General features: G+C 47.4%; 20 protein-coding genes and 1 tRNA gene. 4 read left to right on the forward strand and 17 right to left on the reverse strand.

Annotated elements, in window-relative coordinates; genetic code table 11:
* Positions 1 to 104: 104 nt before the first annotated feature.
* Complete coding sequence (locus BQ7400_RS06875) at positions 105 to 3,974, reverse strand: ABC transporter permease (protein ID WP_072469908.1); 3,870 nt, start codon at positions 3,972 to 3,974, stop codon at positions 105 to 107.
* A 7-nt stretch (positions 3,975 to 3,981) separates the two neighbouring features.
* Positions 3,982 to 4,683 (reverse strand): ABC transporter ATP-binding protein, encoded by a 702-nt coding sequence (locus BQ7400_RS06880; protein WP_072469909.1) that lies wholly within the window; start codon positions 4,681 to 4,683, stop codon positions 3,982 to 3,984.
* A gap of 227 nt (positions 4,684 to 4,910) precedes the next feature.
* On the opposite strand from BQ7400_RS06880, the gene BQ7400_RS06885 reads away from it, so the two are divergent.
* Together BQ7400_RS06885 and BQ7400_RS06890 are read left to right on the forward strand one after the other, a co-directional pair.
* Entirely contained in the window at positions 4,911 to 5,498 is a 588-nt protein-coding gene (locus BQ7400_RS06885; protein ID WP_034438712.1) for a YcxB family protein, read from the forward strand.
* A gap of 87 nt (positions 5,499 to 5,585) precedes the next feature.
* Positions 5,586 to 5,661, forward strand: a tRNA-Thr gene (locus tag BQ7400_RS06890).
* A gap of 94 nt (positions 5,662 to 5,755) precedes the next feature.
* Here BQ7400_RS06890 and BQ7400_RS06895 read toward each other — a convergent pair.
* The 13 genes from BQ7400_RS06895 to BQ7400_RS06955 all read right to left on the reverse strand — a co-directional run bounded on the left by BQ7400_RS06895 (position 5,756) and on the right by BQ7400_RS06955 (position 17,143).
* Positions 5,756 to 7,792: an alpha/beta fold hydrolase gene (locus BQ7400_RS06895; RefSeq protein ID WP_072469910.1), complete on the reverse strand. Its 2,037-nt coding sequence runs from the start codon at positions 7,790 to 7,792 to the stop codon at positions 5,756 to 5,758.
* Between the two features lie 57 nt (positions 7,793 to 7,849).
* Complete coding sequence (locus BQ7400_RS06900; protein WP_034438707.1) at positions 7,850 to 8,716, reverse strand: PSP1 domain-containing protein; 867 nt, start codon at positions 8,714 to 8,716, stop codon at positions 7,850 to 7,852.
* On the reverse strand, positions 8,713 to 9,672 hold the full coding sequence (locus tag BQ7400_RS06905; RefSeq protein ID WP_072469911.1) for a DNA polymerase III subunit: 960 nt from the start codon (positions 9,670 to 9,672) through the stop codon (positions 8,713 to 8,715). Before BQ7400_RS06905 ends, BQ7400_RS06900 begins: the two co-directional genes overlap by 4 nt.
* Positions 9,672 to 9,935, reverse strand: a complete 264-nt coding sequence (locus tag BQ7400_RS06910; protein WP_072469912.1) for a cyclic-di-AMP receptor — start codon at positions 9,933 to 9,935, stop codon at positions 9,672 to 9,674. The genes BQ7400_RS06905 and BQ7400_RS06910 overlap by 1 nt, the downstream gene beginning before the upstream one ends.
* Before the next feature lie 10 nt (positions 9,936 to 9,945).
* Positions 9,946 to 10,275, reverse strand: a complete 330-nt coding sequence (locus BQ7400_RS06915; RefSeq protein WP_072469913.1) for a cyclic-di-AMP receptor — start codon at positions 10,273 to 10,275, stop codon at positions 9,946 to 9,948.
* Complete coding sequence (tmk, locus tag BQ7400_RS06920) at positions 10,268 to 10,879, reverse strand: dTMP kinase (protein ID WP_072469914.1); 612 nt, start codon at positions 10,877 to 10,879, stop codon at positions 10,268 to 10,270. The genes BQ7400_RS06915 and tmk overlap by 8 nt, the downstream gene beginning before the upstream one ends.
* Positions 10,876 to 12,216: an aminotransferase class I/II-fold pyridoxal phosphate-dependent enzyme gene (locus BQ7400_RS06925; RefSeq protein WP_072469915.1), complete on the reverse strand. Its 1,341-nt coding sequence runs from the start codon at positions 12,214 to 12,216 to the stop codon at positions 10,876 to 10,878. Before BQ7400_RS06925 ends, tmk begins: the two co-directional genes overlap by 4 nt.
* Positions 12,217 to 12,310: 94 nt before the next feature.
* The gene (locus BQ7400_RS06930) at positions 12,311 to 13,336 is read right to left on the reverse strand and encodes a lysylphosphatidylglycerol synthase transmembrane domain-containing protein (RefSeq protein WP_034438695.1); all 1,026 of its coding nucleotides are present in this window, start codon (positions 13,334 to 13,336) and stop codon (positions 12,311 to 12,313) included.
* Positions 13,333 to 14,010 (reverse strand): polysaccharide deacetylase family protein, encoded by a 678-nt coding sequence (locus tag BQ7400_RS06935; protein ID WP_072469916.1) that lies wholly within the window; start codon positions 14,008 to 14,010, stop codon positions 13,333 to 13,335. Before BQ7400_RS06935 ends, BQ7400_RS06930 begins: the two co-directional genes overlap by 4 nt.
* Before the next feature lie 15 nt (positions 14,011 to 14,025).
* Complete coding sequence (locus BQ7400_RS06940) at positions 14,026 to 15,120, reverse strand: MGDG synthase family glycosyltransferase (protein ID WP_072469917.1); 1,095 nt, start codon at positions 15,118 to 15,120, stop codon at positions 14,026 to 14,028.
* 196 nt (positions 15,121 to 15,316) lie between these two features.
* Entirely contained in the window at positions 15,317 to 15,934 is a 618-nt protein-coding gene (locus tag BQ7400_RS06945) for an ABC-2 transporter permease (protein WP_072469918.1), read from the reverse strand.
* Positions 15,931 to 16,773: an ABC transporter ATP-binding protein gene (locus BQ7400_RS06950; RefSeq protein ID WP_180371965.1), complete on the reverse strand. Its 843-nt coding sequence runs from the start codon at positions 16,771 to 16,773 to the stop codon at positions 15,931 to 15,933. Before BQ7400_RS06950 ends, BQ7400_RS06945 begins: the two co-directional genes overlap by 4 nt.
* Entirely contained in the window at positions 16,766 to 17,143 is a 378-nt protein-coding gene (locus BQ7400_RS06955; protein WP_072469920.1) for a GntR family transcriptional regulator, read from the reverse strand. The genes BQ7400_RS06950 and BQ7400_RS06955 overlap by 8 nt, the downstream gene beginning before the upstream one ends.
* 94 nt (positions 17,144 to 17,237) lie before the next feature.
* On the opposite strand from BQ7400_RS06955, the gene BQ7400_RS06960 reads away from it, so the two are divergent.
* Positions 17,238 to 18,104: a RimK family alpha-L-glutamate ligase gene (locus BQ7400_RS06960; protein ID WP_072469921.1), complete on the forward strand. Its 867-nt coding sequence runs from the start codon at positions 17,238 to 17,240 to the stop codon at positions 18,102 to 18,104.
* A 78-nt stretch (positions 18,105 to 18,182) separates the two neighbouring features.
* Here the strand turns inward: BQ7400_RS06960 and BQ7400_RS06965 are convergent, their stop codons facing one another.
* Together BQ7400_RS06965 and BQ7400_RS06970 are read right to left on the reverse strand one after the other, a co-directional pair.
* A complete protein-coding gene (locus BQ7400_RS06965; protein WP_072469922.1) occupies positions 18,183 to 19,208 on the reverse strand; it encodes a hypothetical protein in 1,026 nt (341 codons plus the stop codon).
* Between the two features lie 105 nt (positions 19,209 to 19,313).
* Positions 19,314 to 20,192, reverse strand: a complete 879-nt coding sequence (locus tag BQ7400_RS06970; protein ID WP_072469923.1) for a DegV family protein — start codon at positions 20,190 to 20,192, stop codon at positions 19,314 to 19,316.
* A 233-nt stretch (positions 20,193 to 20,425) separates the two neighbouring features.
* Between BQ7400_RS06970 and BQ7400_RS06975 the strand changes: the two genes are divergently transcribed.
* A complete protein-coding gene (locus BQ7400_RS06975; protein WP_180371962.1) occupies positions 20,426 to 21,580 on the forward strand; it encodes an ISL3 family transposase in 1,155 nt (384 codons plus the stop codon).
* Positions 21,581 to 21,665 lie beyond the last annotated feature (85 nt).

The following is a 21,665-nucleotide window of genomic DNA, read 5'->3' on the forward strand; positions in this document are numbered from 1 at the left end:
ATGCAATCCTCCCTAAAAATTTTTTCTTTATCTTAAGTTTAGGGTATTACTGGTATGTTTAAAAGTTCCAATTTAAATGTTTTTTATGGTACCAGATGCTCTTTTTATTCCACACCCTTTAAGGCTTCCACCATGTCTACTTTTTTGAGATAATTGTGGACCAAAACCATAACCAAGAAGGAAATCAAAAGGGTAATGGCTGCCGGTAGGAGGAAGTTCCACCAGGTCAAGACGGGATAGAGCATGGCATCGTCTGGAACCACCACTTGTAAAACTCCCCAGTGGAGGAGCTTGCCTACAAAGCCTCCAAGAAAAATTCCAATCAGGGTCAGGGCCCAGGTTTCCCGGTAGACATAGGCAGTTACTTCCCGGGGGTAGAAACCTAAAACCTTGATGGTGGAAAGTTCCTGGAGCCTTTCTTCAATGTTGATATTGGTTAAGTCATAGAGGACCACCAGGGCCAGGGTGGCACTGACAACTAGGATGACTCCCACCACTACATTTAAGGAGTCCACCATATTTTCCACCATGCCCTTGATTTGGTCAAAGCTGGATATGGAAAGGACAGCCTTGTAGCCTTGGTAGTCTTGGATAAAGTCCTTCTTGCCTTGGGGGCTTTGGTTCTTGAGGGAGATCAAGTAGCCATTGTCCCGGTAGTCCTCTCCCATAACCTGGCTGTAGTAGTCTCCTGTCATGTAGAGGTAGTGGCCGGCATAGTTTTCCACCACTCCGGCAATGCGAATCTTGCGGGAGATTCCCTCCCGGTCCTTAACCTGGAGGATGCTGCCTTTTTTCAAACCTTCCTCCCGGGCCAATTTTTCTGTAACCAAGGCCCCCTTGTCCGGCAGGGTCAGGTCTTGGCCCCGGGGTCTTTTAAGATGGATAAGGCCATTGAAATTTTTATCTTGGCTGGCCATTAGGCTAATGGTCCGGGTCCCTTGCTTTTTGGTTTCCATGGTCATAGTAGCCAGTTTCACCGGGACCTTGTTTTTAATTTGGGGGTCTTGCCCCAGTCTGTCCATCATCTTGTCATAGGATTCTCTGGACAGGAGTTGTTCATGGATTAGGATCATGTCATAGGTGGCCAGGTCCTTAAATTGAATGTCCACCAGCTTAAAGACTGCTGTATGGATTCCAAAACCCAGGACCAAAAGGGCCATACAACCCGTTACTCCCGCCAGGGTCATGAGCATCCGTATCTTATAGCGGAAGATATTTCTGGCCGTAACCTTTTGCAGGAAGGTCATCCGGGACCAAAGGGCCTTAAAGTTTTCCAAAAAGATCCGGTTACCTTGGGCTGGGGGCTTGGGCCTCATCAGGGAGGCTGCCGATTCTTTCAAGGACCGTCTGGTAATGATATAGGCCACAAGACCCGTACAGGCCAGGCCCACCAGGATACTGGAGAGGATGACCCAGGCATAGGCCTTGACTTCCAAGGGATAGACAATGGTTCCGGTGGAATAGGCATTGCCAATAAGGGGGGTAATAAAGAAATTCCCCAGGATGGCACCAAAAATTCCTCCCACAATGGCTGCCAAAAGTCCATAGAGGTAAAATTTTTGGGCGATTTGATTTCTTTGGAAGCCCAGGGCCTTAAGGGTTCCCATATAGTTTCTATGCTCTTCCACCATCCGGGTCATGGTGGTGAGGCTCACCAGCATGGAGATGGCAAAGAAAAAGAGGGGGAAGAGTTTCACCAGGGCGTCCATACTGTCGGCATAGCCCATGTAGTTGAAAATTCCCGGGTTGGACAGGCGGCTGTAGATGGTGTACATGGGCCTTTTCAAGAGAGTCATCAGGTCCTTGGCATTCCGGATGTCCACTTCCGCTTGGGCAAAGTCTTTTTGAGCCTCTTGGGCCTTTTCATCATAGTCCCTTTGGCCTTTTTTTAACTTTCCTCGACCGGTGTCCAGGTCTTTTTTAGCTGCATTTAACCGGTCCTGGCCCTTTCGCTTTTCTTGGTCCAGGGTTTTTCTGGCTTGGTCCAATTGGTCCTTGGCGCCTTGGAATTTTTCCAGACCCTGGGCATATTGGCTCTTGCCCTTTTCCAGGTCTTCTCGCCCTTGGTCCAGGTCTTTTTTACCTTGGTCCAATTTTGCCCGACCCTGGTCCAGGGTCTCCTTGGCATCCTTTAGGGTCTTTTGAGAATCTTCCAACTTGGACTTGCCTTGGTCCAATTGTCTTTGGCCATCTTGGAGTTTTTTTCGACCTTGGTCCAGTTGGGCAAGACCTTGGTCCAGTTGGGCCTTGGAATCCCTTAGGCGACCTTGGTTGTAGTCCAACTCTTCCTTGCCCTTATTGAGTTTCTTGAGGCCGTCTTGGTAGAGGACTTCCTTTTGGTCCAGGGTCTTTTTGCCTTCCTGCCATTGTGCCCGGCCTTGGTCCACTTTCCTTTGCTGGTCAGCTACTTGCTTGTCATAATTTGCCAGGGCCTGCTTGGCTCCTGCCAAAGCTCCTTCCTGGACTTGAATTTCTCCTTTTAACTGGGCAATTTTAACCGGGTCTCCTCCGTTCTTTTTTAGAGCATCCAACTGGCTCCTCTTATCAGCCAAGGATTTTTCTAGGCTCTTAACAGTCTCTGTCACTTGCTTTCGGCCCTGGTCAATGTCTCCCTGGGCTTGATCTAACTTTTCCTTTTTCTGGGCTAAGCTTGCCTTGCCCTGGTCCAGGGCTTGCCGGGCTTGCTTTAAAGTTTCTTCATTCTTTTGGATCTCCCCTTGGGCGGCTTGGAGTTTCGCCAGACCCTCTTGGTAGTCCTTTTGCCCTTGACTTAACTTGGCCTGGTTTTCTTCCAGGTCCTTCTTGCCTTGGATTAGACGGCCTTCTTCCGTCTTAATCCGATCCAAGCCTTCTTGGTATTCTTCCAGGCCTCTTGTATATTTTTCTCGACCTGCCTGGTAGTCGGCTTCTTTTTCAGCCAGGACTTTTTCTGAATCCTTGAGCTTCTTTTCTCCATCATCCAACTTATTTTTGTTGGCCAAGAGGTCTTTTTCCCCTTGGTCCAGGTCCTTTTGACCCTTTTGAATTTTCCCTTGGCCCTTGGCAATTTCTTCCCTAAGGGTTTTTTGGCCCTTTTGGTAGTCTTTTTCCCCTTGGTCCAATTTTTTCCTAGCGGCTTTCAACTTGTCTTGGGCAGCCTGGAGTTGATCCTTGCCAGATTGGAGGTCGTCTTCTCCCTTTTTGATTTTATCTTGGGCTTCACTTTTCATGGCCTCCAAACGGGCCTTGGGTCGCTGGCTAAAGAGGTCTTCTAGGTTTTTTCGACCTGCCAGGACCAAGTTTCGGTAGTTCTTGGAATCTGTCTTTAGGGCTCGAGCCCCCTTGAGACCAATTAAGGCATCTGTGGGCTCATCCAGCTTAAAGTCATCAGGGCTGACATAGGCAAAGCCCTCCAGGGCTGTTCCGTCTTCCTTGTTGCCCTTGTGGATGGTTTGCAAATATTCAGCCGAATCCACCAGACCCACCAGGACAAAGTCGTCCCGGACCATGGGCCTTTCTTCCTGGCCCAGGTCATACTTGTTTTTCACATCTTTAAAGGAAATGGAATCCCCTATTTTTATCTTTTTCTTGGTGGCATAGTCCCGGTCCAGGGCCAATTCCCCGGATTTGGAGGGGAGCCTTCCCTGGATCAAAAGAGGCTTGGCCCATTTTTTGGTCAAGGAAAGAAGATGGATGGCGTCGTTGGTCCCCTGGATATTCCGGTTCAGACTGTAGCGAAATTCCACATCCTCCATACCCTTTAACTGGGCAATCTGTTCAATATCCTGGTCTTCCAGACCCAGGGGGTTGGACAAAAACAAGTCATACATCCCAGCTTGGTCCAGCTTCTTTTCCAGGTTAAACCGCATAAGGGGCCCTGCAGCTGCCAGGCCCACCAGGACCATGACACCCAGGCCCACCAGGAGGACAATGGAAACAAATCGAGGAAAATTTTTTTTAATTTCTCGAACTAAGTCCTTGTTTAATGGTTTCATGTCAAACCTACCATTCTATCTCTTCAATATCCTTGGGATTTTCTTGAATTTCCACCCTCCGGACCTTGGAATCGTTGATTTCAATCAAGCGGTTGGCTATGGGGGCCAGGGCCGAGTTGTGGGTAATGACAATCACCGTGGTCTTTTCCCGGCGACAAGTTTCCTGGAGGAGCTTTAAAATATTCTTTCCAGTATGGTAGTCCAAGGCCCCTGTTGGTTCATCACACAAGAGGAGGGCGGGGTTTTTAGCCAGGGCCCGGGCAATGGCCACCCTTTGCTGTTCCCCACCCGATAGTTGGGATGGAAAATTGTTGAGCCGGTGAGAAAGACCCACCTGGTCCAATACCTTCTTGGGGTCCCGGCTGTCCTCCACAATTTGGATGGCCAGCTCCACATTTTCCAGGGCCGTCAAGTTGGGAATTAAATTGTAAAATTGAAAGACAAAGCCAATCTTGTCCCGGCGGTAGCGGGTCAATTCCAGGTCATTATAGCGGCAAATATCCTCCCCTTGCACAAAAATACTGCCGGAGGTGGCCTTGTCCATGCCCCCCAGGAGGTTCAAGAGGGTGGACTTTCCTGCCCCACTGGGGCCCAGAATAACCACAAATTCCCCCTCTTCAATGTCAAAATTCAGCCGGTCATTGGCTGTAACTACACTTTCACCCATTTGATATTGGCGGACCAAATCCACAACTTTTATAAAGGACATGTCAACCTTCTTTCTAAAAGGGCCTTTTCGCCATAAAAAGACCTCATATTTCTTTTCTTATTTAATCTTATTATACCCAAAATTTGTCCCAATGACCAAGTTCAAGCCCTATTTTCTCAAGTCTTTTTGCCTAAATTTTCTCCTGCCAGCCTAATTTTTAGAAAAAGTATGGTATAATAGGCTTAATTTATAAGGGATTCAAAAACTTTGACTTTGGAGGCTATGTTTTGCACATTAACTATGAAATAAACCAGGACGACCTAATTGAATTTTACATGTTCCACATGCAATATGACCGGCGGGCAATCCGAGCCCGGTTTTTACAGGCCCTGCTGGGTTGCTGTGCCATTGCAGTTATTACCTTTGGGCTCATTGCCTACTTCCATATCAACGCCCTGGAGGGCTGGATTGTAGGAATCATCACCATGCTTGCCTTTTTTTGGCTCTACCAGTTTTTCTTCCGGGCCATGATGCGGAGGCGGATCCTTGCCCTTTTAAAAAAGAACCACCCCTACGATTCCTATGGGGCCAAGTCCATGACCTTTGAAAAAGACCACCTTATGGAAACCACCAACGGCCTCAAGAGAAAACTTTTTTATAAGGACATCCTCCGGTCCCTTGAAACCAAGGACTACTTTTACATCTATGAACAACCAGGAGTTGCCTATACCCTGCCTAAACGCTGCCTGTCCAACAAGGCCTCAGAGGAAATTCGCAACTACCTGAAGATGACCGCCCCAGAAGATGGCAAGGACCCCTTAAAGGAAAGACTCACCGACAGCCTCTTAAACAAATCTGAAGACAGTAAGAAGTAACCAGAGCCGGTTACTTCTTTTTATATAAAAAGCAAAAAGAAGAGTTGACATTTTCTTAAAATTCTCGTATACTCAATAGAGAGTTTTGCTGTCGTAGCTCAGTAGGTAGAGCACTACATTGGTAATGTAGAGGTCACGGGTTCAAATCCCGTCGTCAGCTCCATAAAGGAAAAAGGAAGCGGGCCTAGGGTTCGCTTCCTTTTTTTAAGTCCAGGGTCCCGGTAAGGACCTTGGATTTTTTTGCAATTTTTCACTTCCTAGTCCAGGCTCCCCCGAACTTCCGCCATAAGGACCCGGCTGTTCCTCTTGCCAAAAAAGGTCACCTGGATAGATTGGATCCGGGCCAGGTCCAGGGAGCCAGCTCCGTCGGGAATTGGAAAGGTCAGACTTTCAAAGCCAGACTTGTCTTCATAGTCTCCGGTAAAGTATTGGAATTTTGTCAGGGCCACTGGGGTTTGACCTTGGAGGCCTTGCTTGGGCCCCAGGACCAGACTTTTTCCACTTCCATCCTTGACTTCTACTTGAACTTCCAATGGGGCCTCACTTAGGTTCATCAGGTCCAGGTTCAAGGTCTTGAGTCCCCTAAGGTCTTTTTCCGGAAAGGTCATTTCATAGTCGGCCTTGGAATTAAAGTCCACCTGGAGGCCATGTTTGTCTACATGAGACCCACCTCCTGTGTGGTTGAGCTCCACTTCTTTGAAGGACTGGGCCCCCTGGATCCGGTTTCGCCCTCCCAGGTTGTTGGTTAAGAGTTGGTGGTCGTCTTCAAAGTGGATGAGGGTTTCTTCCCGACCACTTTCTTTTTTAATGTAGTAGATGCCTTGGGGCAGTCTATTTTTGGCATGGTTGAAAAAGTCCTCCCTGCCCTGGATGGAGTCTTGTAAAAATCCTGCAATGGCCTTGGCCACCAGGGCTTCCTGGTAGGGCCTGGGCAGGAGGTCTTTTTCGTTATAGAAAAAGCCTTCCGGCAGGGACTGGTCTTGCTTCCACCGGCGGTTGGACCGGGCATGGTTCATATAGGCCACATAGATGGCCATTTTTTTCTTGCCTGGATCTTTTAGGATGTTGTGGTTGTAGCCATCGTCTCCCATAAAGTCTGTTACATCGGAATCATGGGACCCGTGGATGGTTAGGTAGTCGTAGTTTTCAATAGCGGGAAAATGACCTGCCGGCGTGTATTGGCCACTGGTGGGAGACAGGGTAATGATGCCCCGGACAGATAGGGGATAGGATAATTTTATCTGACCGTTGTCGGGATAGACTTCCTGCTTGCTAAAGTCGGCGGCCAGGTGGGCTGCTTCGCCACCCCGGCTGTGACCCCCCAGGTAGAGGTCCTCTTCCTTAAAAGCCTGGTAAAAAACAGACTGGGGATTTTTATTTTCCTTAAAGAGGTAGAGGATATTTTCCAAGAGGAGGATGGCCCTGGCGTCATTTTCATTGCCAACCCCCTGGCCCAAAAAACCATTCAGGGCATTTTCATCCACACTGACAGTGGCAATTCCCCTTTGGGCCAGGTAACGGCCCAGGTAGTCGTAGCCCAGGTGGCTTTTTTCCGTCATGATATGGTTGCCGTGGACAAAAAACAAAACAGGCGCCTCCTTGTTTGCCGGCAGGTAGACCTTGCCGGCCAGGGGGGTCCTGGATAGGGAGTAGCCCCAGTACCAGTCTCTGAGTTTTTTATTCCAGCCATCATAGTAGACATACTTGGACAGGTTGACCCGGGGAGTCTTGGCCCCATAGGTGTACTCCCGGGCCTTGGGGGCATGTATGGCATCCTTGCCCAAAACCAGGTCCTTTCTCTCAGGACTCATAAAGCCCGGATAGAATAAAAAACCCACCAAGCCCCCTTGGAGGACCAGGGCCAAAACCAAGAGGGGGGCCCTCCAGGTCCCGGCCATTTTTGTGTCCAGGCAGCGTAAGAAAAAGACTTGGACCAAAAAAACCAGGGCCACCAGGCCATAGACCAAGGTATCCGATAAAAATCCATCTCCCTGGACATCAAAAAGCCACTGGCTCAAGGCGTAAATAAAAAGTCCCGGAGCCAGCAAGTCCAAGAGCCGGACATAGGGGCTCTTGGCAAAAATCTTCAGGGCCAGGCCATGGAGGCCCAGGGCCAAGACCAGACTCAAGACCAAGAGTCCCCCGGTCCAAAGGTAACCCGGAATCTCCGGGTCAATTTGATAGGCCAGGTCTTCTCCAATAAAGTAAAGAACTGATAAAAAATAAAAATAGGCCCGACTTGTCCACTTGTCCAGGGCAAAAATTTTTTTGCTGATTTCAGATAATTTTCTCATTTTTCCCTCTTTTAAAAAAACGTCCAAATTCAATGGTCCTTGAATCTGGACGTTTTTTCATTCGTCTTCATTGTTTATGTCCTCTCCTCGCTTGGGAGAGTGGTTTTCCTTGTCTTTTTGGTAGGTCCTTTTGACCTCTTCCACAGAAAAAACTTCCTGGCTAGCATTTTCCCCATAAAAGGCCACCTTGACCTGGCCCTTTAAGAGTTGCCGGTCCACAACTGTGCCCCTTCCCTGGTCTGTGTCCACAATTTCTCCGATAAAGGGAGTTTTCTTGTGCATACACTCATAACCTTCTTGCTCATAGCGCAAGCAGCACATCAGGCGACCGCAAATCCCGGATATCTTTGATGAATTCAAGGACAGGTTTTGGTCCTTGGCCATCTTAATGGTTACTGGGTCAAACTTTTGTAAAAAGCTGGAGCAGCAACAGCGGCGGCCACAGGCTCCCAGGCCTCCTAAAAACTTGGCCTCGTCCCTGACCCCTACCTGTCTCAGCTCAATGCGTGTCCTATATATTCTTGCCAAATCTCTTACTAAATTTCTAAAATCTACCCGGCCCTCTGCTGTAAAGTAAAACAAGAGCTTGCTCCGGTCATAGGTATAGGCACTGTCGATGAGTTTCATGTCCAAATTATTTTTTTCAACACATTCTGCGCAAACCTTCAAGGCCTTCCGGGCCTCTTCCTTGTTTTTGGCATAGATGGCTAAATCCTCATCTGTGGCCTTCCTTAAAACTGCCTTCAGGTCCCCGACAACTTCCTCTTCAGAAATTTCCTGGTTACCTGTGGCAATTGTTGCAAATTCTCTTCCCCAGCTCATTTCCACAATGACCTTATCTTTTGGGGATAAACTTAGTCCTTGAGAGGCAAAATTATAGATCTTTCCGGTTGGTTTAAACTGTACCCCAACAACATCGATCATAAATATTCCTCCTGTATTTTTATAAATAAGCCTTCCAGTACAAGGCGACTATTTCCATTCCTTTCAAGAAAAGTGAAACTTTCCTGAATGTCTTTAATGATAGTATAAAGTGATGAATTTTTCAAGGTCTCCCCCTGAATCAAGACCAGCTTGTCCCGGTGGACTAAAAGGTCCTGGTCTCCCAGGGTCTTGTAGACCAAGATATCCCGGTAGTATTGGGCCATCAGGAGTAAAAAGTCCTTTAGGTAGGCCTTTTTGGTTAAAAGGTCCTCTGTTAAAACAAAGGGGAAGTCCCGACTCTTTCGCTTAAAGTCTTGAATCTTTTGAAAAAATTCAGCCCTTAACCGGATCCAGTCCTCATCTTCCAAATAGGCCAGGGCCTTTTCCAAACACCCCCCAGATAGGCTTACGGCATCCTTTAGAGATTCCTTGGTCCCATAGCCCTGGTCCTTCAACCAGGCCAGGAGGTCTTCTTCCCTGACAGGATGCAGAGGAATTACCCGGGCCCTGGACACAATGGTATCCAAAAGTTGGCCCTCATGGACAGCTGTCAAAAAAATCGCCACCTGGCTTTGGGGCTCTTCCAGGGTCTTTAAAAGAGCATTTTGCCCCTGGACTGTCAGCTGGTCTGCCTCTTGGATGAGAAAAACTTGCCGCCCTCCCAGGTAGGAGGTCTTTTGACTCTCCTCAATCAAGTCTACAATTTCCTGTTTTTTAATGGTCTCTTCCCCAGCGCAAAGCTGGTGGAAGTCAGGATGGTTGCCAGACTCCACCTGGAGGTCGCTTTGGTCTTTTTGGTCCCCGGCTAGGTAGATTTTTGCCAAGTCCTTGGCGAGACGGGCCTTGCCCACCCCCTGGGGTCCCGTAATTAGAAGGCAGTGGGGCAGGGCTCCTTCTTCCTTGCGCTGGCAAAATTCTCGGACATAGTCTTCATGGCCAACGAAAACTTGACCCATTAAAATTCCCGTCCTATATCTCCAGCCATGTAAAAGACATGGATTCCTTCCTTGGCTCCATCCAGGTCCCGGCTCAGGTCTTCAAAAATTCCCTTTAGCTGGTCCAAGCTATCTTCTTGGATTCCCAAGATGACTGTGGTGTTCCCCTGCTTTAAAAAGCCTCCAGAAGAGGCCAACCGGGTAAACTGGATCTTTTTTTCCAAGCACCGGTCCATGAGTTTGTCCATGAGATTATCCGGTACAATTGCAAGTATCATCTTCATGCCGGGTCTCCTAGTAGCGAATGTATTGGTCTACATCCAGGATAAAAACCGTAGCCCCGCCAACCGTCACATTGACGGGATAGGGAGCGTAGGATTCTCCCGGCATGGTTACAGTTAAGAGGCTGGTGGCCACTTCCCTGGTCTTGCAGTTTTTTTCTATGATCTTTAAGAGGTCCTTGACCTGGTCCTCTTGGACCCCCATTAAGAGGGTGGTGTTGCCTGATTTTAAAAATCCTCCAGAAGAAGATAGCTTGGTAACCCGAAAGTTTGCCTTGGTTACTTCTTCAATGAGGATGCTGGCATCCTGGTCTTGTACAATAGCTATGACTAATTTATCCATGGACTTCCTCCAATATTTTTATACACTCTTGGTAAATTTCTTCTGGTGTTTTTCCTGCATCCAAGACATGGATGCCCTTGCTTTGGGCCAGGGCCTGGTAGCCCTCTTGAACCCTTTTGAAAAAGGCGTCTCCGGCCAATTCCAACCGGTCGCCTCCCTGGTCAATCTTCCTTTGCAGGGTCTTTTGCCAGTCCACCTTTAAGTAAAAGGTTACGTCGGGCCGGAAGAACCCCGTTGCAAATTCATTGATCTTTAAAACCTCTTGGGGGCCAAGCTCCCTACCATAGCCCTGGTAGGCCAGACTGGATAGGATGTAGCGTTCGCAAAGGACAATGTAGCCCTCTTCCACAGCCGGCTTGATTTTTTTAAAGACATGCTCGGCCCTGGAGGCTGCATAGAGCAAGGCCTCAGTCCTGGGGTCCATTTCATCCCCCTGCTTTCTCAAAATCATATCCCGAATTTCTTCCCCCAGGTCTGTACCTCCGGGTTCTCGGGTCAGGAGGACCTTGGCCCCCCTTTGGTCATAATAGTCTTTTAACTTCCCTGCCAGGGTGGACTTTCCGGACCCGTCCGATCCCTCCAGGACAATAAATTTTCCCTTCATTCAATCACGTCCATTCTATGGTCTTGGTCAAGGCCTTCCAGTTGGATTCCTTGGTCCAGGTAGGCCTCGATTTGCCTTAGCTGGTCCTCCCTAATTCTTTCCCCGGGAAAAATCAAGGGGATGCCCGGTGGGTAGGGAGTGATAAAGTCCAAAGACTCCAGGCCCAAAGTCTCCTTGTAGTGGAGGGTTCTTGCCCCCTCCTTGCGGCGGTTGATAGTTAAAATTTCCTCCCTAAGGGGAGGGTCTTGGGGCCAGGTCTTGCCCAGGGGCTGTCTTTTTTCAAAAGAAGTTAAAGCCTCAGCCAAGAGGTCCAAGTCTTCCGGGTGGTCAAAGGCCGTCACCACAGCTAAAACAAAACGCTGGTCATGCATTTCCATTCCCAGGCCATGGTCGTAAAATAAACTTTCATAAAGCTCCAAGCCCCCATAGCCCGGCACTTCAATTAAGAGTTTAAAGGGGTCCTTGTCAGGAGCCTGGACCAGGTTAATCCCTTGATCCTCCAATTTTTTCCCAAAGTCTTCCAAGGGTCCCAAAAGGTCCTGGAGCCTTTGGCGACCATAGAGGTCCATCCAGGTTACAGATTTTTCAATGGAAACCATCATGGGATAGGAGGGGGAGGTAGTAGTAAAGAGGTTGAGCCCCCTTTGAAGTTTTTTTTGGTCCAGGTTTGGACCTGCGTGGACCAAGGCTGTAGATGTTAACCCCGGCAGCATCTTGTGGACAGAATGAACTACCATGTCTGCCCCATGGGCCAGGGCCGATGTCTCCGGTTTAAAAAAGGGAAAGTGGCCTCCATGAGCCTCATCCACCAGGACCCTAATGCCCCTTTTCCGGGCCAGGTCCATGATCTCCTTCATGGGAGCCAGGTAACCATAGTAGGATGGCGAAGTCACCACTAAGATGTCCAAGTCTTGGGCCCTTTCCAAGCTGTCCAGGGACAGGCTCTTGGCCAGGCCCTGGGGACTCCGGTCCACATCCAAAAGACAAACCTCCAGGTCCAATAATTCGCAGGCCTGGAAGACACTCCGGTGAGCATTTCTTTGGACCCCCACCCTCTGTCCTCTTTGGCTTAGGGCATAGAGGCCTGCATAGATGGCCATGGTGGACCCACCCAGGCCAAAAAAACTCTTGTGGGCCCCATAAATTTTGGCAATTTTTTCCATGGATTCTTTTAAAATCCCCTCTGCCTGGGCCAGGTTATCCGTTCCAAAGGTCTCTGTGGTGTCCAGGGCGGCTAAATTTTTATATAGGACCTCCCACTTGCCCTTGTGACCAGGAAAATGGAAGGAATGTTTTTCAAGATTTTTATAGTGAACCAGGTCTTTTTCCAGTGACATGCTTGCTCCTTTCCCTTTTATTGTACCACGACAAGAAAAAAAGGTCATCTAAAGAAAAAGACTTTCCCCATGACTTGGAGAAAGTCTTTGTTTTTTATTTTTTTCTTCTTTGGGCGCGGTAGGGCTTGGCCGATAGGAAGACCAGGGAAATCATCCCCAGTCCCAGACCTAGGTAGTAGGTCAAGAGCCGGGTTAGGATCATCCAAAAAAAGGCAATATCTTCCGGAACATAGCCCTGGTAGACCCGGTAAAAGACCCCTTCTGCTGCCCCAACACCCCCAGGCAGGGGCAGGCCTTCTGTGGCCACCACCAATTGGGATTGGAGGGCAATGGATTTTAAAAAGGTCAGGGTCTTGTAGCCCAGGCTCCGGTAGACAAAATAGCTAATGGCATAGGAAAAAACCAAGAGCAGGATGTTCATCAGGAGGATGGGGAGTAATTTTTGGGGATTTTTCTTAAAATAGGCCCCATATCTGGCATAGCCTTCCATGGACCTTTGGGCTGCATCCAGGTTGACCCTTTTTAAAAAGGGAACCTTCCAGGCCTTCATCTTCTGTAAAAAGGCCAAGACAAAGTGGGGGACCTTCTTTTGGCTCACCATGACAGACCCCTGAAAAAGGGCCAAAAAGACCTGGATTAAAATACCATAAACCATTAAAGCCGTCACCTTAGAGGGCAAATTGCTAAAGAGGTCCCGGTAGGAAAGGTGGGCAAAAAGTCCCATAACCACCATGGCCAGGTGGTAGCTGGTGTTAAAAACCACCAATCCCATCATGGAAGAAGCCAGGGGAATCTGGTCTCGGTTCATATAGTAGAGCTGGCCAGGCTGGCCGGCAGACCCTCCGGGAGAAATAGAGGAGAAAAAATAATCCACCAGGCTGTAACCATAGGTCCTGGTCAGGGGAATTTCCAGCCCTTGGAGTTTAAAAATATAGCGGTAGGTCAGGGCCTCCATCAAGAGAAAGAAGAGAAAAAAAATCCCTGCCAGGATTAAAAATTTCGGTAAGCGAACATGGGAAAAAACTGTAAAAAGACTGGTCCCCCTGGGAGTTAAAAAGTAAATAGTGGCCAGGGAGATCAGACTGGCTAAAAATCCTTGGAAGATGGTTCGTTTTTTCATAGACCTGTCCACCCTTCCAAGGGAGCCGGGCTTGTGGCCAATTTCCTAGAAAGGTCTTCCACCAAGAGGGGAACCAGGGTCTTACAGAGGGGGTTGGCCTTACCCTTGGTCCCATCGTGGAGGACCAGGACATGGCCGGGACCGCTAAGCTTGACCAGGCGGTCCAGGAGGGTTTTTTCCTCCTGCAATTCCCAGTCTCCTACCAAGCCGGTCCAATGGACAATTTTTAAGCCATGCCTCTTGCAAAAAATTAGGCTGGCCCAGGTATAGGCCCCATGGGGAGCCCGGTAGTAGTTTGGACAAATTCCCTCTTGTTTGAAAATTTGATAGGCCCTTTCCAGGTCCTTTTTTTGCTCCCAATAGGTCATCTTCAAGGGGTGTTTGTGGCTGTAGCCATGAAGGCCAATCCCATGACCCTCTTCCTGGATCCTTTTCAAGGTCTCCTTCCTCTTGACCACTTCTTCCCCTAAAAGAAAGAAGCAAGCCTGGCATTGACAGGCCTGTAAAACATCCAAAAGCTGGCCTGTCACCTCTGAAGGACCATCGTCAAAGGTTAAAAAAGTCCCCTTAAAGCCTCGGCGCACAAGTTTTTTACGCCCTAGGACCAGGGGGAGGCCCCAAACAATAAAGGCAAGGCCTCCAAGGCCCATAAAGATCAAGAGTCCCTTTTCCATTTTCCGTCCTTTCTCTTAGCCTGCATGGTAGGCAGGATGAATTTTTCCCAGATACTTTTCCCTTCCCGGTCCCTCCATAAAGGGAGTCCTGGGTCCATGATAAGTGGAAGCCACCAGGTCCACCAGGTCCGGCATACCCGTAATTCGATTATCCCTCAAATGAATCCGATAGTCCACTAGTTGTCTGCGGGTCAAGACAGGCATCTTCCTTTCCAGGAGAAAGCCCCCCTGGATGGATTCAAGATACCTGGCATTTCTCACCTCTTGAGACAGGTAAGGTTTAATATAACAAATAGGCAGCTCCCAGTAAAGGGCTTCCAAGATACTCATCCCTCCAGGTTTTGTAATGCAGAGGTCGGCCCATTGGTAGTGCTTGTCCAGAGAGGACAAAAAGGGATAGGGACTTACATCCCTTAATTGCCAGGACTTGATTTTTTGGTAGAGCTTTTTATTTTTTCCACAGAGGACCCGGATCTTGGCCCCTTGTCTGTCTCTTAAGTCCTGGTAAAATTTCTTATTTTCAGGCAGCAGGCCCAGGCCCCCGCCAGCCACTAGAATGTGGAGGGGCCCCCGCCGGCTGGGGTGTTGGACATATTGCTTGGGCCAGCCATAGAGGTGGACCTTCTTGTCCTCAATACCCAGGCTCAACATGGAAGACTTGGTGTAGTCTGACACCACCAGGTAGGCATCTGTACTTTCTTGGATCCAACCCTCATGGGGTGTAAAATCCGTAATCATGGTGATAAAGGGCGTTTGGTCAAAATAAGTTTTTTTATAGTAGTTTAAGAGGTGGGCTGCTGCCGAATAGGTAGCCACATAGACATCCGCCCCCCGATAGCGGTCCATCATTTGACAAAAGCGGTCTCTAAGTGGGTCTAAAAAGTGATAGGAGAGGTTGTGGGCCCCCTCCCCCGTTACCATCCGGTTGAGATACCGGGCCTGCTTGGCCCAGGCCCCGTAAGTCTTATAGATAAAGTCTGCTTTTTCAGGGAACATTTCTTGAATGATGTCGACAATTTCCACGTCATGGTTTTTCCAAGACTCCTTTAAATACAAGGCCCCCTTCATGTGACCTGCACCAAAACGACAAGTAAAAATTTTAACCTTCATTTGCATTCCCTCCTTCCTGTTTTCTGACTCAAGTATAGCACAATTTTTAAGGCTTTTTTCCTCACAAGTCGCATATTTACTTGCTTAGAACTAAATCTTAGACCTTTCTTAAATATCTTAGAACCTTCTTAAAAGAGAAAGCTTATTTTTCCCTTACGGGGATTTTCCATAAAAAAAATAGGGGTAACCCCCTATTTTAAAAATCTTTTTGATTCAAACGCTTCATGGATAAAAAATAACTTAGGCCCATAAATAGCAGACTCAAGGCCAAGATTGCAAGTAAGCTCAAGGGGATATTGTTCAAAACCCTTTGAATCAAGCTCTTCATAGCTGGTTGAAAGAATCGACTAAGAGAGAGGATGGCAACCCACAGGACAAAGACCAGATAGCGACCAAGCTGACTGCCAAAATAGATAAAAAAGACCAGTAAAAATCCACTGATAACCAGCAAGAAAGAAAAGTTTAGTCCAGCCAGAAAAATTGACATGCCACTTGCCAAGTCTTGAGCCAAGGCAAGGTAGACAAGAGAGGCCAGGGCCGTAACCAAGGCCACAAACACACTGACAAAATACTTGCTCTTTAGGTAGAGCTCTTGGCCATGATTTACCAAAAGATAGTATTGGATATCATGAGATGTTTCATCATTGTAAAAGCTCATATTGATGTACATGATGGATATAAAACACCCTGCTAGGCTTATTAGGGTCAAGGGAGGAATTTCTTTATTAAAATATCCTAATAGTCCCACAAAAATCAAAGCTCCTAGTAAAATACGTCTACTTAAATATAAGTCCCTACGGATCATTGCTTTCATTGGATCCCCCTTCCATGGATGGTATAGGTCATGATGTCTTCCAGGCTGGGCTTTTCATAGTCCCCGGACCAATCCTTTAAGTTGACCAGGATGGTGACCCCATAGGCAGATTCTTTTTTTCCTAGAACCTTCTCCTTGTCCAGGTCCCTGTAGTCCTCCCAAGATAGGGACACCAGGCCATGCTGGTCCAAGAGTTCGTCCTTGGCATCCAGGTAAAGGAGCTGGCCCTGGTGGATAAAACCAATATAGTCTGCCACCTTTTCCAGGTCCGACAGGATGTGGGAAGAAATCACCACGGTTTTCTTTTCGTCTTGGATAAAGTCCAGGAGGTCATCTAAAAAATCTTCCCGGACTAGGGGGTCCAGGCCTCCTGTGGGCTCATCTAAAATTAAAAGGTCTGAGTCCCGGCAAAGAGCCAGAGAAAGCCCCAGCTTCATCTGCATACCCCGGGACAATTCCTTGACCTTTTTATCTGGGTCCAAGGCAAATCTTTGACAAAAGAGGCTAAACTTTTCCTCCTGCCAGCTTGGATAAAGGTCCTTGGCAATCCTCCCCACCTGGCTTATTTTTAAATTTTCTGCCAGTGGAAGTTCATCAAAGACCACAGCAATTTTTTCATACTGGCTATAGGTCTGGCGGTCCATCTTCTCTCCCAAGACTTCAATGGACCCCTGGTCAATTCTTTTGAGGCCCAAAAGGCACTTGATTAGGGTGGACTTGCCTGCTCCATTTTCTCCAATCAGGCCCACAATGACCCCCTGGGGGATTTCAGCCGAGATAGGCCCCAGGCGAAAGGAAGGATAGTCCTTTACCATATTTTTTAAGACAATACTAGTCATCATTTTCCTCCAATAAGTCCATGAGCTCAAGCAAGTCCTGGTTGGACAGGCCCAGGCGTTTGCCATATTCCATGGCTGCCAGAAGGTGGTCTTCGCATTTTTTCCGGTTGAGTTCATTGACCATGTCCATATTTTTTGCCGCCACAAAAGATCCCTTGCCTTGGACAGAGTGGATCAGACCCTCCTGCTCCAAGACATCATAGGCTTTTTTTGTGGTTATGACAGAAATTCTTAATTCCTTGGCCAGGCTCCGGATGGAGGGAAGTTTTTCTCCTTCTTTTAGGGTAGAGTCCAGGATTTGCTTTTTAATTTGCTCTTTAATTTGTTCATAAATGGGTTGGTTACTAGAATTTTTTATAAGAATGTGCACGATTCAACCTCCTAGTGTATATATTGTATATAAACACTTAATACATGTCAAGTCCTTCTTTTTTTGGTATACTTAGTAAAAAGGAGGAATGATGATGAAGGCTTTACTTGTCTATAATGGGGGTTTGGGAAAAAACTATATCTTGTATGATGTGGTGCGGGACTTAATTGAAAGGGCCAGGGAATTTTCAATTGACTTAATCCCCAAAAGCAATGAAGAACTTTTGGTTTTGGAGTCCAGCCAGGGGGAGGAGGTTTTAAATTTAGACTTTGACCCAGCCTTTGTCTTGTTTTTGGACAAGGACCTGGACCTGGCCAGGGCCCTGGAAAATAAGGGTTATCCCCTTTTCAATTCCTCCCAGGCCATTGGCCTTTGTGACGATAAAAAAAAGACCTACCAGGTCCTCCGAGGTCTTCCCATGCCCAAGACGATTTTTTCTCCCCTCCTCTACCATGCCAAGGAAAATAGGGACTATTGTAAAGAAGTTTGGTCCCGGCTCCAGGCTCCCTTGATTTTAAAGGCTGCCCAGGGGTCTTTTGGAGAGCAGGTCAAACAAGTTAAAAGCCTGGAGGACCTGGTCCGAGAAACCAGGGCCATGTCCCCTACTTCCTATCTGGTCCAGGAGTGCATCCAAGAAAGCCTGGGGCGGGACATCCGGGTGGTCCTGGTGGGTGACCAAATTTTAGGAGCCATGGAAAGGACCAACCAAAAAGACTTCCGGTCCAATATCTATCTTGGAGGCCAGGGAAAAGAAATCCAACTGACGGCTGACCAAGAGGCCCTGGCCCTGGAAGCCCACCGGCACTTGGGGCTAAACTTTTCCGGGGTAGACCTTCTGGTCTCCTCCCAGGGGCCCCTGGTTTGCGAAGTCAATAGCAACCTGTCCTACCTGGGCTTCCAAAAAGCCACTTCCATTCCTGTAGGCAAATTTATCCTAGAAGAAATTTTAAGTCAACTTTAATTTTTGAAGCTTGCTTTGAAAAAAGACCCTGGAGCCTTCAAGTCCCTAAAAGGGATTTGCCGGACCACAGGGTCTTTTTTATTGTTTTCTTTTCTTATAGGCTTCTAGCAGATCTAACTTCTTGATATTACCCAGGGGGTTTGCCCCCTCTTGACTGGATAAGAGGTCGCCGGATCCTGTCACAAAAAGCCCCTCTAGGCCATCCCGGTCATAGTCTACCACCAGGATTTTTTTCGCCCCTTCTCTGGAATCCAGGTCAGCCAGTTTTTTCCTAAGCCTAACTTTTTCTTGGGGGTCCAGGCCCCCTTCCAATTTTGCCCCCAGGGGAAGGTCCTGGAAGCAGCAGAGAAATTGGACCCCTCTTTGGATTAGGAGGTCTAAAAAGTCCCCCTCCGCTACTTCCTTATAATTTTTCTTGTCCAAGTGGATGGCTGCCGTCACTGGCAATCCCTGGGACCAGATCCAGGCCAGGGCATCCAGGCCCTCCAAGTCTTTCCCAGGTTGGATTTCCACAAGGAAGTGGACATTGCCCAATTTTTTCATATAGGCTGCCAGGCCCCGGTCCAAACAAGCCCCTGGGATCCAAAGATAAAAAATACAGTCGCTGTGTTTGCTGGCCAAGAGGATGATTTCCCTTTGCCTGGCCTCTAGGTCCAGGTCTCTTAAAAAATAAAAATAGATTCCCAGGTCCTTGCCTTGGGTCACCAGCTTGTCCAGGTCCTGGTAGGTCAAGGTCCCCTGCTGGTTTTGGGTCTCAACCACCATAAAGGAAGCCGCCGGCAGGCCCAATTTTTCCTGCCATTCCTCCCGTCTCTTTTCCCCCTGGATGGCATGGTGGAAAAAAATATTTAAGAGGCTGGTTTTTAAAATATTTTCATGGATCCTGTCCCGGGCCTCCAGGACCATCTCCCTCCAAGGGTGGTTCCGATTCCGGGCCAGGCTTTCCCAGGTCTTTAAGTCTTCCGGGTCCAAGGCATTGAAGGTCTTGGCAGTCTTCACCAGCTGGTCAATGGCCTGGTCCGGATCCTTTTTTAGGCTAGCCAGGGTGCGGTTGATAAAGGATCGGACCCCTGCCCGGTTGGCTTTTTCAAAAATAGTCGACAAGTTTCCACCTGCTTTCCTCGGTCTACTGATAATTATTCTTAGTATTTACCTTATTTTATCAAATCTTGGAAAAGTTCTCAATCTCCAAATAAAAAGGACCCCAGTTTAAAAACTCGAGCCCTTTTCTTCGTCAAAACAAGCCCAGACTACACCGGCTACCCGGGGACCTGAATGGACTAAAACCACCGGAGACAGGGGGACCATTTGGTAGTAGTCCGCCTGGGCAATTTCCTCTTGAAAGGCCTCCTCCAGCTTGGCTTTTTCTTCTTCTCCCTGGCCATAGAGGAGGGAGAGGTAGTATTTTTTCTCGGGATCTAAAGACTTTTTCACTTCCTGGACCAGGTAGTTGTAGGCCCTTTTTTCCCCGCGAATTCTTTCTCTTACAGCCATGAGCCCATCTGAAATATCCAAGATGGGCCGGATATTTAAAACATTGGCAATGGTTCCTGTGGTTTTTTTCATCCGACCTCCCCGGATGAGGTTGTCTAGGCTGCCAAAATAGGCCCTTAACTGGACCCGGTCCTGGGCCTTCATCTCTTCCAGGCCCTGGCAAATTTCTTCAAAGCTATAGCCCTGACCCTCCAGGTCCAGGGCCCGAACCAGGTAGGCTCCTTCTGCAAAACTTACGGCATTGCTGTCGAAAATATAGATATTAAAGTCCTTTTTTTCCTGGGCATAAAGTTTCAAAAAATTATGAAAGGAAGAAAATTTATGGCCCATGGTAATAATTAAAATATTTTTAATCTTTCGCTCTTTTATCCTTTCCAGGATCCGGTCAAAACGGTCAAGAGAGCATACCGAGCTGGTGGGAATTTCCTCTTTCATCTTTTCAAATAGGCTTTCCCGGTCAATACTTTCTCCTGTTATGTAGTGACCATGGGAAAAATTAATGCCAAAGGGCAGGGAATATACTTGATGTTGTTCCAGGATTTCCTCATCGATATCACTGGCATGGTCCACAATATAGGCAATGGAATGATTCATGAATGGTCCTTTCTTCTTTTAATAACTTTACTACTATCATACGATTTTTAAAGTTTTTGTCAAGAAAGCCATCTAAAAGAAAAGGTTCTATAATAAATGTTGGGGTCCCCCTAGACTCCAACATTTATTTTTTGCCATAAAAAATGCACTTATCTCTTTTTTCCTTTACAATAAAGTTACCACAACAAAATGAAAGGGTGAGATAAGTGCAAAACTATACTAACACAAATCTATTGAATTTAAAAGGTGTCTCTATTGACGAGGTGGTCTCTTTTGATGATCACATTGATGTAAAACTCCATTCTTTATACAAGGAGGGACTTTGTCCTGTTTGTGGGCATAAGACCTCTCGCATCCATGATTATCGTCTGCAAAGGATCCAACATACGCCCATTGGCTTGCGGAAGGTCTTTCTTTTTCTTCGGAAGAAGCGCTTTGTTTGTCCTCATTGTCAGAAGCGTTTTTATGAGTCTTTGGATTTCTTAGCTCCTTATTCTAGACGGACTAAGGATCTCCACTTCTTTATCCAAGACCAATTAAAACAGGTCCGGTCTTTATCTTCTATTGCCAAGGACTTGGGTTTATCTTCCTCTTGTCTCACAAGCTATCTAAAGTTGGCTCCAAGGAGGCGGCCAAATCTTCCTCGGGTCTTAAGTATGGATGAGTTTAAGGGAAATGCTGGTGGGGATAAATACCAATGTATTTTAGTGGATCCAATCCATCACCAGGTACTGGATATTTTACCCTCTCGACGAAAGAAGGCTTTAATGGACTACTTTTCTTCTTTTCCCAAGGAAGAACGAAGAAGGGTGAAGTATGTGGTTATGGATATGAGTCATCTTTTCTACGCCGTCTTAAAGGAATTCTTCCCTCAGGCAACCTTCATTGCGGATAAGTTTCATTTTGCCAGACAAGTCTTTTGGGCCTTAGAGAATGTCCGCAAGACACGACAAAAGGCAAGGGATGCAAAGTATCGCCTCTACTTTAAACGGTCCAAGTCCATCCTACGGAAAAAAGGCAGTCGGCTAAGCCCCGAAGAAAAAGAAAAGCTGGAACTAATGCTTTGGCAAGACAAGGAAATCAAAGAAGCTTATCTCTTAAAAGAACGCTTTTATGACGTCTTAGATGCCTCCAGCAAAGAAGAAGCAAGACAGGCCTTAGACAAGTGGCTGTGGGTTGCTAAAGAAAGTGGATTAAAGGAATTTAAAGCCAGTATTCGGGCCTATGAAAACTGGAAAGAAGAAATCCTAAACGCCTTTTCCACAGGCATCACCAATGGACAAACAGAAGGCTTTAACAACAAAATCAAAGTGATTAAACGGGTTTCCTATGGGTATCGGAATTTTGAGAACTTTAAGAGTCGTATTTTAATGGTCTTTCGAGCATAAGAAAGGGGCGAGAATAGATCTCGCCCCAACATTTGACAAAGAGCCAAAGAAAAAAGCCTTCCTCCTTGGGAGTCGGGCTTTTTCC

Origin of the sequence: Urinicoccus massiliensis (genome assembly GCF_900120405.1) — a bacterium.
Taxonomy (GTDB): domain Bacteria; phylum Bacillota; class Clostridia; order Tissierellales; family Peptoniphilaceae; genus Urinicoccus; species Urinicoccus massiliensis.

Coding starts and splice junctions, on each gene's coding strand:
- BQ7400_RS06875 (WP_072469908.1), bottom strand. CDS start 3,974: ATGAAACCATTAAACAAGGACTTAGTTCGAGAAATTAAAAAAAATTTT.
- BQ7400_RS06880 (WP_072469909.1), bottom strand. CDS start 4,683: ATGTCCTTTATAAAAGTTGTGGATTTGGTCCGCCAATATCAAATGGGT.
- BQ7400_RS06895 (WP_072469910.1), bottom strand. CDS start 7,792: ATGAGAAAATTATCTGAAATCAGCAAAAAAATTTTTGCCCTGGACAAG.
- BQ7400_RS06900 (WP_034438707.1), bottom strand. CDS start 8,716: ATGATCGATGTTGTTGGGGTACAGTTTAAACCAACCGGAAAGATCTAT.
- BQ7400_RS06905 (WP_072469911.1), bottom strand. CDS start 9,672: ATGGGTCAAGTTTTCGTTGGCCATGAAGACTATGTCCGAGAATTTTGC.
- BQ7400_RS06910 (WP_072469912.1), bottom strand. CDS start 9,935: ATGAAGATGATACTTGCAATTGTACCGGATAATCTCATGGACAAACTC.
- BQ7400_RS06915 (WP_072469913.1), bottom strand. CDS start 10,275: ATGGATAAATTAGTCATAGCTATTGTACAAGACCAGGATGCCAGCATC.
- tmk (WP_072469914.1), bottom strand. CDS start 10,879: ATGAAGGGAAAATTTATTGTCCTGGAGGGATCGGACGGGTCCGGAAAG.
- BQ7400_RS06925 (WP_072469915.1), bottom strand. CDS start 12,216: ATGTCACTGGAAAAAGACCTGGTTCACTATAAAAATCTTGAAAAACAT.
- BQ7400_RS06930 (WP_034438695.1), bottom strand. CDS start 13,336: ATGAAAAAACGAACCATCTTCCAAGGATTTTTAGCCAGTCTGATCTCC.
- BQ7400_RS06935 (WP_072469916.1), bottom strand. CDS start 14,010: ATGGAAAAGGGACTCTTGATCTTTATGGGCCTTGGAGGCCTTGCCTTT.
- BQ7400_RS06940 (WP_072469917.1), bottom strand. CDS start 15,120: ATGAAGGTTAAAATTTTTACTTGTCGTTTTGGTGCAGGTCACATGAAG.
- BQ7400_RS06945 (WP_072469918.1), bottom strand. CDS start 15,934: ATGAAAGCAATGATCCGTAGGGACTTATATTTAAGTAGACGTATTTTA.
- BQ7400_RS06950 (WP_180371965.1), bottom strand. CDS start 16,773: ATGACTAGTATTGTCTTAAAAAATATGGTAAAGGACTATCCTTCCTTT.
- BQ7400_RS06960 (WP_072469921.1), top strand. CDS start 17,238: ATGAAGGCTTTACTTGTCTATAATGGGGGTTTGGGAAAAAACTATATC.
- BQ7400_RS06970 (WP_072469923.1), bottom strand. CDS start 20,192: ATGAATCATTCCATTGCCTATATTGTGGACCATGCCAGTGATATCGAT.